The organism is Sphingobium sp. TCM1, assembly GCF_001650725.1.
Classification (GTDB): domain Bacteria; phylum Pseudomonadota; class Alphaproteobacteria; order Sphingomonadales; family Sphingomonadaceae; genus Sphingobium.
Map to the genome: position 1 here is coordinate 143,871 of NZ_LXVX01000011.1, position 16,218 is coordinate 160,088.

At 65.4% G+C, this 16,218-nt stretch carries 13 protein-coding genes; all 13 read left to right on the plus strand.

Annotated features, from left to right (window positions below):
- The first annotated feature begins 51 nt into the window (after positions 1–51).
- The 13 genes from A7Q26_RS08255 (at position 52) to ku (ending at position 16,218) form a co-directional block, all read left to right on the plus strand.
- Entirely contained in the window at positions 52–948 is an 897-nt protein-coding gene (locus tag A7Q26_RS08255; RefSeq protein WP_066858903.1) for a LysR family transcriptional regulator, read from the plus strand.
- Positions 949–1,028: 80 nt separating this feature from the next.
- Positions 1,029–2,264 carry an amidohydrolase family protein gene (locus A7Q26_RS08260; protein ID WP_066858904.1) on the plus strand — a complete coding sequence of 412 codons (1,236 nt, stop codon included), beginning with the start codon at positions 1,029–1,031 and terminating at the stop codon, positions 2,262–2,264.
- A 16-nt stretch (positions 2,265–2,280) separates the two neighbouring features.
- Positions 2,281–3,780, plus strand: coding sequence for a bifunctional 3-(3-hydroxy-phenyl)propionate/3-hydroxycinnamic acid hydroxylase (locus A7Q26_RS08265; protein ID WP_066858905.1), 1,500 nt, complete (start codon positions 2,281–2,283; stop codon positions 3,778–3,780).
- Positions 3,777–4,208 (plus strand): GlcG/HbpS family heme-binding protein, encoded by a 432-nt coding sequence (locus tag A7Q26_RS08270; protein ID WP_066858906.1) that lies wholly within the window; start codon positions 3,777–3,779, stop codon positions 4,206–4,208. The genes A7Q26_RS08265 and A7Q26_RS08270 overlap by 4 nt, the downstream gene beginning before the upstream one ends.
- A complete protein-coding gene (locus tag A7Q26_RS08275; RefSeq protein ID WP_066858907.1) occupies positions 4,205–5,095 on the plus strand; it encodes a VOC family protein in 891 nt (296 codons plus the stop codon). Before A7Q26_RS08270 ends, A7Q26_RS08275 begins: the two co-directional genes overlap by 4 nt.
- An 88-nt stretch (positions 5,096–5,183) precedes the next feature.
- The gene (locus A7Q26_RS08280; protein WP_066858908.1) at positions 5,184–6,017 is read left to right on the plus strand and encodes a fumarylacetoacetate hydrolase family protein; all 834 of its coding nucleotides are present in this window, start codon (positions 5,184–5,186) and stop codon (positions 6,015–6,017) included.
- A 38-nt stretch (positions 6,018–6,055) separates the two neighbouring features.
- Positions 6,056–8,269, plus strand: a complete 2,214-nt coding sequence (locus tag A7Q26_RS08285; RefSeq protein ID WP_066858909.1) for a TonB-dependent receptor — start codon at positions 6,056–6,058, stop codon at positions 8,267–8,269.
- 75 nt (positions 8,270–8,344) lie between these two features.
- A complete protein-coding gene (locus A7Q26_RS08290) occupies positions 8,345–9,193 on the plus strand; it encodes an alpha/beta hydrolase (protein ID WP_066858910.1) in 849 nt (282 codons plus the stop codon).
- A gap of 25 nt (positions 9,194–9,218) precedes the next feature.
- Positions 9,219–10,523 (plus strand): family 1 glycosylhydrolase, encoded by a 1,305-nt coding sequence (locus A7Q26_RS08295; protein ID WP_066858911.1) that lies wholly within the window; start codon positions 9,219–9,221, stop codon positions 10,521–10,523.
- 12 nt (positions 10,524–10,535) lie between these two features.
- Positions 10,536–11,465: an alpha/beta hydrolase gene (locus tag A7Q26_RS08300; RefSeq protein WP_066858912.1), complete on the plus strand. Its 930-nt coding sequence runs from the start codon at positions 10,536–10,538 to the stop codon at positions 11,463–11,465.
- Positions 11,462–11,902 carry a hypothetical protein gene (locus A7Q26_RS08305; RefSeq protein ID WP_066858913.1) on the plus strand — a complete coding sequence of 147 codons (441 nt, stop codon included), beginning with the start codon at positions 11,462–11,464 and terminating at the stop codon, positions 11,900–11,902. Before A7Q26_RS08300 ends, A7Q26_RS08305 begins: the two co-directional genes overlap by 4 nt.
- Positions 11,903–11,921: 19 nt before the next feature.
- Entirely contained in the window at positions 11,922–15,260 is a 3,339-nt protein-coding gene (locus A7Q26_RS08310) for a glycosyl hydrolase (RefSeq protein WP_066858914.1), read from the plus strand.
- 82 nt (positions 15,261–15,342) lie between these two features.
- Positions 15,343–16,218, plus strand: coding sequence for a non-homologous end joining protein Ku (gene ku / locus A7Q26_RS08315; RefSeq protein WP_066858915.1), 876 nt, complete (start codon positions 15,343–15,345; stop codon positions 16,216–16,218).

Consider the following 16,218-nt stretch of genomic DNA (forward strand, 5'->3'; position numbering starts at 1 on the left):
GCAGCGGCGGCGGCCATTGTCTATCGCCCGCCCCTCTGCGATGGAGAGCGTATGATTGATCCTCGCGCCCTGCGGATGTTCCTGGCCGTGTGCCGCGCCAACTCCATCAGCGGCGGCGCGCGGCTGCTCAATATCTCGCAACCCTCCGTCTCCAACGCGATCGCCCAACTGGAGCAATCGGTCGGCGCGACCCTGTTCGAACGGTCCCGCACCGGGATCAGCCTGACCGCCGAGGGCGAAATCCTCCTCCGCCGCGCCGAGACGATCGATTCCGTCCTGCGGGAGGCGGAGGAGGAAATGCAACTCGCGCGCAAGGGCGTGACCGGCCCGCTTCGCGTGGGCGGTACGCCCGGTGCTCTGGTCAGCCTGTTGCCCGAAGCGGTGCGGCGGCTGGAGGACCGGATGGGTCGCTTCACGCTTCATGCCGTCGAGCGGCCCGATCATGACCTTGCCGCGATGTTGCGCGCGGGCGAGATCGAACTTGCCTTCGTCACCACCGGGATCGAGGCACCGCCCGACGATCTGGAGGAAATGACCTTCTCGCGCGATCCTTTCGCGCTGATCGTCGGTCGCCGCAACGATCATCTACCGGCGGAGCTGTCGCTGCGCGACATGGGCGCGATGCGCTGGGTGCTGCCCGAAGCACGCGGCGCCTTCCGCCGCCAGATCGACGCCCTGTTCATGGCTGCCGACGTGCCCGTGCCGCAGGATGCGATACGCTGCGACTCCCTGCTCACGACCAAGGCGATCGTGCGGGGCAGCAACAGGGTGACGATCCTGCCGATGCAGGTCGCTGCGGCCGAACTGTCGATCGGCGTGCTGCGAGCCATCAGCATCCGGGAGTCCGCTTTCCCCCGCAGCGTCGGCATCCGGCGCATGGCGGGCGGGCGGCTCTCACGCCTGGGCGAAGCGCTGCTGGACGCTCTAATCCATAGTTCCAAACTATGATGTTCCTAAAAATCATTATTTTTCTTTGCATGAAAATCGGCGCATAAGCTGCTCGACAAGAGTTTTCGGGAGAGCACGCCGTGCGGCAACTGATCCGCAACATCGCCATCTTCGACGGAACGGGCGCTGCGCCGTTTCCTGGTGCGGTCATTGTAGAGGGCGATCGAATCGCCGCTGTCCTGCACGACGAAGCCGCCATTGCGGCGGTCGAAGCGGACAGCGTGATCGATGGCCTGGGCGCCACGCTGATGCCGGGCATGGTCGATTCCCACACCCATCTGACCTGGGGCAGCTCGGTCGAGAAAATCTATCACCAGTTCATCCTGCCGCCCGAGGAGCTGAAGGTCGCCGCGTGGCGCAATGCTCGTGTGCTGCTCGACCATGGCTTCACCAGCCTCTATTCGGCTGGGGCGCTCGGCGACCAGATTGAACCCGAACTGGCCCGCGCGATCGAAGCCGGCCAGACCCCTGGCCCGCGCCTCGTCCCCTCGACCCTCGAGCGCAGCCCTGAAGGCGAAGAGGGTGTCGAAACCGGTGACGTGTTCAACGGTCGTGGCCCCGAAGCCATGCGCGCCTTCGTCGCCTACTGCGCGGCGGAGGGGGTGCAGTCCCTGAAGCTCGTCATTTCGGGCGAGGATGCGCTGAAGCCCGGATCGTCGGGTGACATCCTCTACACGGACGAGGAAATGCAGGCGGCGGGCGAGGCGGCGAAGGAAGCCGGCCTGTGGATCGCCACCCATGCCTATTCGCCGCGCGCGATCAATCTGGCGCTCGAGGCCGGCGCCCGCATCCTCTATCATTGCTCCTTCGCCGACGATGCCGCGATCGACGCGATGGTCGCGAAGAAGGACGAGATTTTCTACGCGCCCGGTCCCGGCGTCTCGGTCGCCGCGCTGGAGGCATCGCCCCCGCCGCATATCGACATGTCCTCGATGAAGGCGAGCGCGGCCGAGCGGCTGGAGCTGGAGAAGGTGCTGGTGCCCAAGCTCAAGGCGCGGGGCGTGCGGGTGCTGCCGGGCGGGGATTACGGTTTCCCCTTCAACCCCAATGGCCGCAACGCCCGCGACCTGGAGCATTTCGTCAACCTTTACGGCTTCACTCCGGCCGAGGCGCTCAGCGCCGCGACCATGCTGGGCGGCCAGTTGATGGGGCTGGAAGTCGGGCAGGTGAAGCCGGGCTATCTCGCCGACCTGCTGCTGGTCGAGGGCGATCCGACACAGGACGTTCGCATCCTTCAGGATGCCAGCAATATCAAGATGATTATGTTGGGTGGGAAGATGCACAAATCCCCCGCGCAGCAGCCCGTGACCGCCTGACCGGAAAGACGCTTTCATGTTCGACGTTGCGATCATCGGCTGCGGGCCGGTGGGTGCCTTTGCGGCCAATCTCCTTGGGAAATCCGGTGTCTCGGTCCTGGTGATCGAGCAGGAAGCACGCCCCTACCCGCTGCCCCGCGCGGTGCATCTCGACCATGAGATGATGCGTCTGTTTCAGTCCGCGGGGGTGATCGACCGGGTCGCTCCCGACATGCGCGACACCGAAGGCCATCTCCATGTCGGCGCCGACCATGGCGCCATCCGCTACATGGGCACGGTCGGCCGGCCGCGTCCGTTCAGCTGGTCCAACGACTATTTCTTCTACCAGCCCGAACTGGAGGATCATCTCCGCGACGCGCTCGCCGACCATCCCAATGTAACTGTCCAGTTCGGTGTCGCTTTCGAAACGCTGGAGCAAGACGGGGATGGCGTAACGCTGCGCCTGTCGGGCGGTCGCACCGAACAGGCCCGCTATGTCATCGCCTGCGACGGATCGCGCAGCGCGGTGCGCAAGGCGCTGGGCATCAGGCTCGACGATCTGGATTTCGAGGAGCCCTGGCTGGTGGTGGATGCCGAAGTCGACGGTCCTGTCCGCTTCCCCGACCTCTGGGGCGTGCCGCAGGATGCGGATCTTCAGAAACTGTCGGTGATGATGTGCGATCCCAAGCGCCCGGCCACCGTCGTACCGGGCCGCGGCAATCACCGTCGTTGGGAATTCATGCTCCTGCCTGGCGAAGACGACCAGGCGATGATGGCGCCGCAAGCAGTCGCAGCTCTTGTCGAACCCTACCTCTCCGGGGTTCCGCACAAGGTGGTGCGCGCGGCGACCTATCGCTTCCATGGTCTGATCGCCGAGCGGTGGCGGCAGGGCGGCGTCTTCCTGGCCGGCGATGCCGCGCACCAGACGCCGCCCTTTTTCGGACAGGGCATGTGCCATGGCTTGCGCGATGTCGCCAACCTTGCCTGGAAACTGGAACTGGTATTGAAGGGTCGCGCTCCCGACGCGTTGCTCGACACCTATCAGCCCGAACGCGATCCCCACGTCCGCGCGGTCATTTCCGCCGCCGTGGGCGCGGGGCGTTATATCTGCATGTTGGACCCCGAAGCGGCGGCCGAGCGTGACGCCCAGATGCGCGAAGCCGCCAAGGGTGCGCAGCATGGCACCGCCGCCGACCTCATCCCCGCCATCGCCACCGGCATCGTTGCTGCCGGCACGCCGGGCGCGGGCGAGCGCTTCATCCAGCCGCGCGTCGGCGATCGGCTGCTGGACGATGTGACCGGCGCCGGCTGGCGTCTCTTCGCCCGGACTGCGGTCAAGGGCGGGGACGTGACCGTCATCGACATCGCAGGATTGGACGACCAGGGCGCGATCGCCGCCTGGCTGGCCGATCGCGGCGCGGAGGCCGTGCTGGTTCGCCCGGACCATTATGTCTTTGGCACCGGCAAGCCTGCCGACCTCATCACGCGCCGCGACGCCCTGATCGCTGGCGCCGCGCATCAGGAGATTGCCGCATGAGCCTCACCCTCGCCCAGGCGCGGATCATCATCGACACGGCGCTGGAAAAGGCGCGCGCCGATGGCGCGCAGCCGCTCGCCGTGGTCGTGCTGGACGCGGGCGCGCACCCCGTCGCTTGTGTGCGCGAGGACGGCGCCAGCCTGTTCCGTTTCGACATCGCTAAGGCCAAAGCCTCGGGTGCGCTGGGGATGGGGGCGGACACGCGGGTCATTGCCGCGCGCGCCGCCTCCAATCCTGCCTTCTTCCAGAGCGTGGTGGCCGTCACCGGCGGCCAGCTCGCTCTGTCGCCCGGCGGCGTCCTGATCCGTGAGATGGAAGGCGCGGTGATCGGCGCCGTCGGGATCAGCGGCGATACGGGCGATTGCGACGAGGCTTGCGCCATTGCGGGCATATTGGCCGCCGGCCTTGCCCATGGAGATGTGAAATGAAGTTGCGCAGCATCGAACTGGCGCTGCCGGGCGCGGAGCAGGCCGCTGCCTTCCTGACCGAGATCTGGGGCATGGCCCCGGCCGATGTGGTGGGCAATATCCATTATCTGCGCGGATCGGGCAGCTATCCCTATCTGGTGGCGCTGGAAGAGTCAGCGGATTGCTATGTCCGCTCCACCACCTTCGTCTGCACCGCCGAACGGCTGGCGCAGTTGAAGCAGAGCGTCGCCGCCGCCGGCCTGACCGCCGCGCCGGTGACGTCCAACGATCTGGGCGGCGGCCATGGCATCATCGTCGAGCTGGCGGAGGGCGAATTGCTGCGCTTCCTGGTCGATGCCACGGAAGTCGCGCCGATCGAGGGCGCCGATCTGCCGGTCAAGCTGACCCATGTGGTGTTCAACAGCGCCGACGCCGAAGCGACCGGCCATCTGGTCGAGGACGCGCTCGGCTTTCGCGTGTCGGACCGGACCAAGGGCATGGTATTCGTGCGATGCAACGATTCCCACCACAGCACCGCCTTCGCCCGCGCGGGCTTCGCGTCGCTGAACCATATTGCCTTCGAGATGGAGGATCTGGACGCGGTGATGCGCGGTATTGGCCGGTTGCGCGATCAGGACATGGCGCCGGCCTGGGGGCCGGGCCGCCATGGTCCGGGTGCCAACGTCTTCGCCTATTTCATCGCTCCCTTCGGCCCGGTGATCGAATTTTCGACCGCCGTGAACAAGGTGCCCGACGATTATCAGCCCGGCGCGCCGGAGGACTGGACCTGGCCGGCCAAGCGGATCGACCAGTGGGGCATGTCCGACAAGGATTTTGACGGTCTGCGCGCCGCCGAGGAGAAATTCCGCCATCGCCGCGATTGGGAGGCCGCCCCGCTTGACGCTTGACCGCCGGGCCGCGCTCGCCGCGCTTGGCGGCGCGCTGCTCGGAACAACCGGAATAAAGGCCGCCCCGCGCGGCAGAGGAGACAGAGACGTGACCCGATTTGTAAGCTTCCGCCGCCCCGACGGCACCCCGAGCTTCGGCCGCCAGAATGGCGAGACGATCGTGGAACTGGCAACCGACGCGACGCCCAGCCTGAAGGCGGCGCTGACCGACGGCAGCCTTGCCGGCCTGACTGACGGTGCGTCCTTCGCCGCCGCCGATGTCGTGCTGCTGCCGGTCATTCCCGATCCCGCCAAGATCCTGTGCGTGGGCCTCAACTATGCCGAGCATGTCAAGGAAACCGGCCGCGAGCAGAAGGCGCATCCGGCGATCTTCGTGCGCTATGCCGACAGCCTGATCGCGGATGGCCAGCCCATGGTGAAGCCCGCCGTCACCACCCGCTTCGACTATGAGGGCGAACTGGCGGTCATCATCGGCAAGCCTTGTCACAAGGTCGCAGCCGCTGACGCCATGGCCTATGTCGCCGGTTATGCCTGCTTTAACGACGGGTCGGCGCGCGATTGGCAGCGCCACAATATCCAGTTCACGCCGGGCAAGACCTTCCCTGGCACCGGCGGCTTCGGCCCCGCGCTGGTGACGCCCGACGCGATCGAGGATTTGGGCGCGCTGCGCGTCCAGACCCGCCTCAATGGCGAACTGGTGCAGGACCAGCCGGTCAGCGACATGATCTGGGACATTCCCACGGTCATCGAATATATCAGCGCCTTCACGCCGCTCGCCCCTGGTGATGTCATCGCCACGGGCACCCCTGGCGGCGTCGGCGACAAGCGTACCCCGCCGCTCTACATGAACGCGGGCGACAAGGTCGAAGTCACCATCGGCACCATCGGCACGCTGACCAACCGCATCATCGACGAACAGTAAGTCCAAGCGACCCAATCATAAGAAGGGGAGGAGTAACCATGCGTAAGTTCCACAAGTCCATCCTGGCCATGGCGGGCGTCAGCACGCTCGCCATCACCGCGCCCGCCTTCGCGCAGGACGCCGCCGCGCCGCAGGAAGCGGCCGAGGAAGCATCGTCGGACATAATCGTGACCGCTCAACGGCGTCAGGAAAAGGTGACGGAGGTTCCCATCTCCATCACGGTCGCCAGCCAGAAGCAGTTGGAGCGTCAGCAGGTCAACAATCTGAACGACCTGAACCGGGTCGCCCCGGCGCTCGAAATCCAGTCGGCTCCGGCCCAGAACACGGGCGGCGGCGGCTCGATCCGCGGCATCGGCACGCAGAGCTTCTCGCCCGGCGCTGTCGCTTCAGTCGGCGTCGTCGTCGATCAGGTCAGCCAGGGCAATGCCAATATCTCTGACCTGTTCGACGTGTCGCGGATCGAAGTGCTGAAGGGGCCGCAAGGAACGCTGTTCGGCCTCACCACGTCGGCCGGCGTGATCAACATCACCACCAATGCCCCTGATCCGACCCAGTTCAGCGGTCGCGTCCGTACCGAATTGTCGGATGCAGGGACGGCCGGCTCCCAATATGGCCAGCAGGTTGTCCAGGGCGTTATCAACGTGCCGATCAGCGCGACCAGCGCGTTGCGCGTCTCGGGCATGAGCAACACCCGTCAGGGTGTCAATCGCAACGCGGTCACTGGCGACTGGAACGACGTCAATCGCTATGCGCTGCGCGGCCGCTTCCTCTGGAACGCGACCGAAGACCTGACCGTCAACCTGATCGGCGACTGGTCGAAGAGCACGACTGAAAATAGCGGCGATTTCTTCACCTTCATCTCCAACACGGCGGCAAACACCGCCTTGCTCAACAGCTGCGGCATCACGCCCGGTGAAGGGAACCAGACCTATTGCCTCGCCAACGGCTATCGTGGCAGCACCAAAGCCTGGGGCGGGTCGGCCCAGGTCGATTATGATGCGGGTCCGCTCACCCTCACATCCATCACCGCCTACCGCAAGACGGATGTGAATTCGGGCGGCGGCAACATCTATCGCGCCGACGCTCTTGCCTCCCGTTTGACGAGCGGGCCGACCGGCACCGACCTGCGCCTGTTCACCCAGGAATTCCGGGCGTCGTCTAACAATAACGACCTGCTCGAATACACCATCGGCGCTTTCTATTCCAATCAGAAGACGGTGCAGCAGCCCGAGCGCTTCACCATTCGCGTGACGCTGCCCAACGGTGTCACCATCACCCCGGTCAACACGCCGGGCGCACTGAACGAGATCAAGGACGAGTCCTTGTCGGTCTTTGGCCAGGGCACGCTGCACGCCAGCGACAGCCTGCGGTTGATCCTGGGCGCGCGCTACACCGGCGGCCGCCTCTCGCTCGACCGGACCGATGCGGGCACGGGTGCGACCAGCTTTGAAGTGTTGAATGTCGACAAGGTTTCCTGGAAGACCGGCGTGCAATATGACATCGCTCGCGACATCATGGCCTATGCCACTGCCGCGCGCGGCTTCAAGGGCGGGCAGATCGCGGTACCGACTGCGCCATTGCTGCCCTATGTCGTGCAGCCGGAAATTCCGATGTCCTATGAAGCCGGCCTCAAGGCTACGCTGTTCGGCGGCGCGGTGCTGGATGTCAGCCTGTTCTATAGCAAGATCAAGAACTTCCAGGCTCAGGAATGTAACGTTAACCCGACGACGGCTCAGCTTGTCTGCGCCCAGACCAACATCGACGGGGTCAAGACGCGCGGTGCGGAAGTCAATCTGTTTGGCCAGATTTCCGACCGGCTGTCGATGAACACTGGTTTCATCTACACCAAGGCGACCTATCCGGGTGGCTTTATCGGCAATGACGGCACCGACATCGGCGGCAGCCAGCTGGCTTATTCGCCGCGCTACAAATTCACCCTGTCGGGCGAATATGAGCAGCCGCTGACCGGCGCCATCAATGGCTTCCTTGCGGTCGACACCATCTGGAAATCGCGGATCCGCTATCAGAACACGTCGCGTAGCGAGGAAACCTTCCGTCCGCACTGGACGGTGGGTGGCCGCTTGGGCGTCCGCAGCGAGGATGAACGCTATTCGGCGGGCCTGTTCGTGCGCAACCTGTTCAATGTCCATGAACCGTCGATTTTGCAGAGCAATTTCGGATCGGGTGTCGGCGCCATTTATGGCCCGCAGTCCTTCCGCCAGGTCGGCCTGCAACTCGACGCGAAATTCTGATCGCAATGCGGGCAGCATGACGGCCGGCCGTCATGCTGCCCTTTCGCTGTCGACCTAGGCGATTAGGATGCGGATATGAATCCAGTCAGACAAGCCATCGCCGCGATGGGCACCGACCTTGGCCCGGACGTCCTGGCGCAATGTCGGGCGCTGTTCGATGCCGAGCAATCCGCGCTGGTCGAACAGATGCCGGCATCGGTCGCCGACATCGCATACGGGCCGCATGAGCGCCATCGGCTCGACCTCTACCGGCCGCAGGGCGATGGACACGCGCCCATCCTCGTCTTCGTTCATGGCGGGGGGTTCCTGAAGGGCGACAAGGGCGGCGGCGACGCGTGGCCCAACGCCAATGTCGGCCGCATGGCGGCGCAGGCCGGATTTCTGGGCGTCGTCATCAATTACCGGCTGGCGCCGGATCATGTCTGGCCCGCCGGTGCCGAGGATGTCGCGGCCGTGGTCGCCTGGCTCAAGGGCCGGGCCGCGCAGCATGGCGGCGACGCTGATCGGATCGTGCTGATGGGCACGTCGGCGGGCGCGGTGCATGTCGCGGGCTATCTCAAGCTGGCCGGGGCGGACGATATTCGCGCCGCGATCCTGCTGTCCGGCCTCTATGGCTATACCCCGCTCGATCAGCGCGACACGCTCTATTATGGCGAAGCGGCGCTCTATCCCGACCGGATGCCGCTGGAGGCGGTCGCGGCCACCACGCTGCCGCTGTTCCTCGCCTGCGCCGAGTTCGACCCGCCGCGTTTCCAGGCCGAGTTCCTGGGTCTGATGCAGGACCGGCTTGCCCGTCACGGCGCGATGCCGCGGGCGCTGATCCTCAGCGGCCATAATCACTACACTATGCCCATGCACCTTGGCACGGCCGACCGGCGGCTCGCCGACGAAATCTGTGCCTTCGTGCGCGACATCACCGCCTGACAATCATAATTGGAGAAACGAAACCATGCTGGACCGCAGAACCCTTCTGGCCACCGGCGCCGCGTTGATGGCCGCCCCGGCGTTCGCCGCGCGAAAGGCTGCCGATCCTGCCTTTCCCAAGGGCTTCTTCTGGGGAACGGCAACCGCGCCGCACCAGATCGAGGGCAATAATATCGCCAGCGACCTGTGGTTCCTGGAAAATCAGCAACCCACCGTCTTCGCCCAGCCATCGGGCGATGCCTGCAACAGTTTCCTGATGTGGGAAACCGACCTCGACCTCGCCAAAAATATGGGCCTCAACTGCTATCGCTTCGGCATCGAATGGGCGCGGATCGAACCGGAGAAGGGCCTGTTCAGCGAGGCGATGCTCGACCATTACAAGGCGATCGTCGACGGGTGCCGCGCACGCGGCCTGACGCCGATCGTCACCTACAGCCATTTCACCGCGCCGCGCTGGTTCAGCGCGCAGGGGGGCTGGACCAACCCGGAAAGCGAACAGCTTTTCGCGCGTTATTGCGACAAGGCGACCCGCGCGCTGGGGCAGGGGGTCGACCGGGTCATCACTTTCAACGAACCCAATATCCTGCTGTTGCTGAAGTCGATGCTGCCGCGACAGGTGTGGGACATTCAGAAGCTGACGCTCGACACCGCGGCCAAGCGCCTTGGCGTCGCCAAGTTCGTCTGCGCCAATGTCGCGGCTTTTGACGATCTGCCCGCGCTGCAAAAGGGGCTGCTGGCTGCTCACAAGGCGGGTAAGGCCGCGATCAAGGCGGTGCGGCCCGACCTGCCGGTCGGCCTTTCGCTCGCCATGATGGACGACCAGGCCGTGGGCAAGGCGTCGATCCGCGACCGGATGCGCGGCGAACTATACGGCGAATGGTTGACCGCCGCGAAAGGGGACGATTTCATCGGCGTCCAGAATTACGAACGTGCGCTCTGGGACGATAAAGGCCGTTTGCCTACGCCGGCCGGATCGACCGTCAACTGGTCGGGCACCGAAGTCTGGGCGGGTTCGCTGGCCGGATCGGTGCGCTATGCCCATGAAATCACCGGCGTCCCGATCCTGGTGTCGGAACATGGCGTGGGCAGCGATGACGATGCGATCAGAGCGAAATTCATCCCTGAATCCCTGGCCGGACTGAAGGCAGCCATGGACGACGGCGTTCCGGTGATCGGCTATTGTCACTGGTCGCTGCTTGACAATTTCGAATGGATTTTCGGCTACAAGCCAAAATTCGGCCTCCATAGCGTCGATCCCGTCACCTTCGCTCGCACGCCCAAACCGAGCGCCGCCGTCTATGGCGCGATCGCCCGCCGCAACGCGCTGTAAGGAGAGAAGGCCATGAAGCGCTTGCTGGCCGTCATCGCCTTGGCTGCGGCCGGGCCCGCCATCGCGCAGGACGTACGCATGGAGTCGATTGCTGCGCCCGATCACAAGGACGCGATCGACCTTTATCCCGGGACACCGGCTCCGGCCGGTGCAGGCGAGCAATGGTCGCGTATGCAGGTGACGCTGGGCAGCAACCGGATCGACAATATCATGGTCCGCAACGTCATCCGCCCCACCATCACGCCATATCTGCCCGCACCGGGCAAGGCGACCGGGGCGGCGGTGATCGTCGCGCCGGGCGGGGCGTTCCTGTCGCTGTCGATGACGGGCGAGGGCAGCGACGTCGCGCGCTGGCTGGCGGATCATGGGGTTGCCGCCTTCGTACTGAAATATCGGCTGAATGAAACGCCACGCGATGACCGCGCTTTTCTGGGCGTGATGGGCGCGCGGTTCGGCGCGGCGGCCAAGGGCGACGTGGTCGAGGAGATCAGGGAACCACGCGCCACGCAGGACGCACTGGCGGCGCTGGCCCTGGTGCGGGCGCGTTCCGCCGCGTTTCAGGTCGATCCTGCCAGGGTCGGAATGATCGGCTTTTCAGCCGGCGCGATGGCGACGCTGCGGGCTGTCCTGGACGGGCGGGGCGCGGCGCGGCCGGCCTTCATGGGCTATATTTACGGGCCGATGGCGCCTTTGTCGGTGCCCGCCGACGCGCCGCCTATGTTCGCGGCTATCGCGATGGACGACGGCCTATTCGCGCGACAGAATTTCGGCCTGGTCGAAGCCTGGCGGCAGGCGAAGCGGCCGGTCGAACTGCACGCCTATGAACGCGGCGACCATGGCTTTGGCGCGGGGAAGCCCGGCACCACGACCATGGGCCTGTTGCCGCAATTCCTGTCGTGGATGAACATGCGTGGCCTGCTGGGCGCAAAGGCGGCTCAATGACGCAAGGCATCTCGATCGGGCGGGAAGCGGCGATCAGCGTCGTCATCAATGGCGTGCTGAGCCTTGCCTTCTTCCTTGGTGTTTTCGGTTTCGATCCGCGCCCGCTCGGCTGGGATACGCCGGATAATCTGGCGCTCGACTTCGTGCCGCAGAGCATCGCCGTTGCTCTGATGAGCGCGTTGGTCCCTTCACTGATCGCGCGGCGCAAGCTGGCCAGCGCGCCGGCCCTGCGCGGCGTCCTGCTGCGGGCGGCGCTGTTCGCGCTGGCCGGTGGCGCGCTCGGCGCGTTGCTGGCCGTTTCGATCGGCGGCCTGGGCTTTGCGCCCATTGCCTGGGGCGCTGCCCTGATTATCAAGATTGCCTATGGCGGCGGGCTCGGCGCATTGGTCGCCAGCCTGGCGCTGCGGCGGCTGTTGGCGTCCGCGCGCCCCGTTTGAACAAGAGGATCGTTCGTCGATGAAAGCCCGCACCCTTCGTTTCGCCGCCCTGCTGGCCTGCACCGCGATCGGCGCGCCGGCGCTGGCGGATGAACTGGCCGATGGCTTTCGCAATCCGCCCCAGTCGGCGCGCCCGCGCGTCTGGTGGCACTGGATGAACGGCAATGTGACCAAGGAGGGGATCGACAAGGATCTCGACTGGATGGCGCGGATGGGGATCGGCGGGGTCCAGAATTTCGACGCCAATCTGATGACGCCGCAGATCGTGCTGCAGCGGCTGACCTATATGACCGACGGCTGGAAGGACGCCTTCCGCCATGCGGTGCAGACCGCCGATGCCAAGGGGCTGGAATTCGCCATCGCCGCCTCGCCCGGCTGGAGCGAGACGGGAGGTCCCTGGGTCAAGCCACAGGACGCGATGAAGAAGCTGGTCTGGAGCGAGACGGACCTGCGCGGCGGCCAGCGGCTGAAGGGCGCGCTGCCCTCCCCGCCGTCGATCACCGGCGCGTTCCAGAGCGCGAAGTTCAGCGACCCGCTGGCGGGAGGTGAGGGCGCAGCCGCACTTCCCACTTCCTATGGCGACGCTCGCGTGCTTGCCTATCCGGTCAAGGCAACTGCCTTGCCTGCGCCCCGCGTCACGCAGGGGAATGGCAGCGCTGTCGCCGCGGCGCCGCTGCTCGACAACGATCTTGAAACCGTGGTGCAGGTCGCGAAAGGCGACGCCGCAAATCCGGGCGCGCTCATCCTGGACTATGGTAAGCCCGTTACCATCCGGTCGGCCAGCCTGTTCGTGCCCCATGCGCGGCCGCCCTTCGGCGATCCGGCATACCGCCCGACGCTGGAGGCGGAGACCGCGCAGGGCTGGCAGCCGATCGGCCGCTTTTCGCTCACCGAAGTGTCAGCAACGGTCGGCTTCGCGCCTATAACCGCTCAGCGTTTTCGCCTGTTGCTCTCGCCCAATGACGCGCTCAAGTCGCCGGGTCTGGGCGACGGCGCGCCCGGCGCGATCATGATCGACGTGTTCGGCCGCGCCGACAGCCCCACGCTTGGCATCGGCGATCTGCGCCTGTCGGCAGAGGCGAAGGTGGATCAATATGAAGCCAAGGCCGGCTACGCCATCGTCGCCGATTATAACAGCCTGAGCGACGCACCCGCGACCGACGCACCGGCCATCGATCCGGCGAAGGTGATCGACCTGACCGACAAGCTGCGTGCCGATGGCACGCTCGACTGGACTGCGCCCAAGGGCAGCGACTGGCGGATCGTCCGCATGGGATGGTCGCTGACCGGCAAGATGAACCACCCCGCCACGCCCGAAGCGACGGGGCTGGAGGTCGACAAATATGACGCCGGCGCCGTGCGCCGTTATCTGGAAACCTATATCGGCATGTATCGCGACACGGTGGGCGCGGACTGGATCGGCCGGAAGGGCATCCGCGCGCTGCTGACCGACAGTATCGAGGTCGGCGCGTCCAACTGGACCCCTCGCATCGTGGATGAGTTCAAGGCCCGGCGCGGCTATGACCCGGTGCCTTTCCTACCGACCTTGACCGGCGCGGTCGTGGGGTCGGCCGCGCGCAGCGACGCCTTCCTGCATGATTATCGCCAGACGTTGGCTGACCTGATGGCCGACGCCCATTATGGCACAGTCGCTAAGGTCGCGCATGAGCATGGCTTGACCGTCTATGGCGAAGCGCTGGAAAATGGGCGCCCGGTGCTGGGCGATGACCTTGCGATGCGGTCTCATGCCGATGTGCCCATGGCGGCGCTCTGGACCTTCAACCGGGGTGGCAAGCCGCGCCCGACTCTGATCGGTGACATGAAGGGCGCGGCCTCGGTCGCCCATATCTATGGCCAGAATATCGTCTCGGCCGAATCCATGACATCGGCCTTTGCGCCCTGGGCGTTCGCGCCGTCGGACCTGAAGCGCGTCATCGACCTGGAATTCGCATCGGGTGTCAACCGGCCGATTGTCCACACCTCGGTCCATCAGCCGGTAGACGACAAGGTTCCGGGTCTCAGCCTCATGATCTTCGGCCAATATTTCAACCGGCATGAAAGCTGGGCGGAGATGGCCAAGCCCTGGGTCGATTATATGGCCCGCACCGGCTATCTGCTTCAGCAGGGCCGGGACCAGGCCGACCTCGCCTATTTCTATGGCGAAGATACGCCGATCACATCCTTGTTCGAACATGGCGTGCCTGCCGACCTGCCGACCCGATACGCCTATGACTTCGTAAATGCCGATATCCTCGCCAAGCGCATGACCATCGATAATGGGGAACTGGCGGCAGGCAGCGCCCGTTACCGCGCATTGTATTTGGGTGGCACCAGCCGGGTAATGACCCTGACGACCCTGCAGCGCATCGCGACGCTGGTGGAGGACGGGGCGACAGTCATCGGCCTGGCCCCCGAACGGGCGCCCGGCCTTAAGGACGACGCGGCCACGTTCAAGGCGCTCGTCACCCGCCTGTGGAGCGGTGCGCCGGTCGGTAAGGGCCGGGTGATCGCCAGCCGCGACGCTGAAGCAGCGTTGGCCAGCATCGGCATCGGACCGGATTTCCGGATCATGGAAGGCGCGGTCGACGCCGACTATCGCTTCGTCCATCGCAAGCTGGCAGACGGCGACCTCTATTTCGTCAACAACCGCACCGACAAGGCTGGCCGGATCGAAGCGCGCTTCCGCGTGACGGGCAAGCAGCCTGAACTGTGGCACGCTATCGACGGCACGGCAGCGCCCATCTCCTACCGCATCGAGGGCGGCGAGACGGTGATCCCGCTCGATGTCGGGGCCGAAGACGCTTTCTTCATCCTGTTCCGCAAGCCTGCCATCGAGCCTGCCGTGGCCGTGTCGGCCAAGACGACCTATCCGGTCATGAGCCTGAGCAACCCCTGGTCGGTCAGCTTCCAGCCCGGTCGCGGTGCTCCGGCGAAGATCGAGATGCCCAAGCTCACGCCGCTGGAAAGCAATGCGGACAAGGGTGTCCGCTATTTCTCCGGGGTTGCGACCTACAGCACGCGCTTCGCCCTGCCCAAGGGCGTGAAGGCTGGCGCGCCGCTCTGGATTGATCTCGGCCGGATCGGCGATGTTGCGGAGGTGCGCGTCAACGGGCAACTGGCCGGAACCAGCTGGTTCGCGCCCTATCGGATCGACATCGGCAAGCTCGTGAAGGCGGGCACCAATCAGCTCGAGGTCAAGGTCGCGAACCTGTGGGTCAACCGCCTGATCGGCGACCAACAGCCCGGCGCGCCGAAAGTCACCTTCACCGCCGCCCCGACCTACCGGCCCGATGCGCCGCTGCGGCCCGCCGGCCTGATCGGTCCCGTCACCTTGCAGGCGGAGGGTGACCGCCAGTGATCGCGGGCCAGCCGGGGAAGACATAGGCTCCATCGGGGAACTTCCGGCCCGCCGGCGCGCTGGTGCGGCTGGAGGTTCGTCCATGGCTGCGCGCGCTTATTGGCAGGGTCAGATCCGTCTGGCGCTGGTGTCCATCCCGGTGGAAATCTATCCTGCCACCAAATCGGGGGCGGCCGTTTCCTTCCGCCAGATCCATGAACCCAGCGGCAAGCCCATCAAATATGAGAAGGTCGTTTCCGGCGTCGGCCCCGTCGATCCCGACGAAATCCTCAAGGGCTATGAAGTTTCCAAAGGCAATTATGTGCTGCTGGAGCAGGAGGAAATAGAGGCGGTCAAGATCGAGAGCCGCAAGACGCTGGAACTTGTCCAGTTTGTCGAGGCGGACGCCATCGACGTCCTTTATTATGAAAAGCCCTATTTCGTCCTCCCCGCCGACGACCTGGCGGAGGAAGCCTATGCCGTACTCCGCGACGCCCTGCGCCAGACGCGCAAGGTCGGCCTCGGCCAGCTGTCGGTGCGCGGGCGCGAACAACTTGTCTCCCTGAAACCCTGCGGTCGCGGCCTTGTGCTTGAGGTGCTGCGCTACGCCGATGAGGTGACGAAGGCGCAGACCTATTTTCGCGGCCTGCCGGACACAGAAGCCGATGCAGACCTGCTCGACCTTGCCACAACCATCATCGAAAAGAAGACCGGCCCCTTCAAGCCGGAGGAATTCCACGACCGCTATGTCGATGCGCTTCACCGGCTGATCGACAAGAAGAAAAAGGCGAAGGGCAGGCGCGTGCTGGAGGACGTCGAGGAGTCGGCCCCATCCCGCGGCGGGAACGTCATCGACCTGATGGCGGCGCTCAAGAAGTCGGTCGGGGAAGGCAGTCGCGCGGCGCCCGCGAAGAAGGCCGCCGCAGGCAAGAAGGCGCCGGCCAGGCGCCCCGCTGCCGCACGCAAGAAGACCGCCTGA

What these genes read in the sequence shown, in the direction of transcription:
- A7Q26_RS08270 (WP_066858906.1), top strand. Translation starts at nt 3,777, where the DNA reads ATGAGCCTCACCCTCGCCCAGGCGCGGATCATCATCGACACGGCGCTG.
- ku (WP_066858915.1), top strand. Translation starts at nt 15,343, where the DNA reads ATGGCTGCGCGCGCTTATTGGCAGGGTCAGATCCGTCTGGCGCTGGTG.
- A7Q26_RS08290 (WP_066858910.1), top strand. Translation starts at nt 8,345, where the DNA reads ATGAATCCAGTCAGACAAGCCATCGCCGCGATGGGCACCGACCTTGGC.
- A7Q26_RS08275 (WP_066858907.1), top strand. Translation starts at nt 4,205, where the DNA reads ATGAAGTTGCGCAGCATCGAACTGGCGCTGCCGGGCGCGGAGCAGGCC.
- A7Q26_RS08265 (WP_066858905.1), top strand. Translation starts at nt 2,281, where the DNA reads ATGTTCGACGTTGCGATCATCGGCTGCGGGCCGGTGGGTGCCTTTGCG.
- A7Q26_RS08300 (WP_066858912.1), top strand. Translation starts at nt 10,536, where the DNA reads ATGAAGCGCTTGCTGGCCGTCATCGCCTTGGCTGCGGCCGGGCCCGCC.
- A7Q26_RS08255 (WP_066858903.1), top strand. Translation starts at nt 52, where the DNA reads ATGATTGATCCTCGCGCCCTGCGGATGTTCCTGGCCGTGTGCCGCGCC.
- A7Q26_RS08305 (WP_066858913.1), top strand. Translation starts at nt 11,462, where the DNA reads ATGACGCAAGGCATCTCGATCGGGCGGGAAGCGGCGATCAGCGTCGTC.
- A7Q26_RS08285 (WP_066858909.1), top strand. Translation starts at nt 6,056, where the DNA reads ATGCGTAAGTTCCACAAGTCCATCCTGGCCATGGCGGGCGTCAGCACG.
- A7Q26_RS08310 (WP_066858914.1), top strand. Translation starts at nt 11,922, where the DNA reads ATGAAAGCCCGCACCCTTCGTTTCGCCGCCCTGCTGGCCTGCACCGCG.
- A7Q26_RS08295 (WP_066858911.1), top strand. Translation starts at nt 9,219, where the DNA reads ATGCTGGACCGCAGAACCCTTCTGGCCACCGGCGCCGCGTTGATGGCC.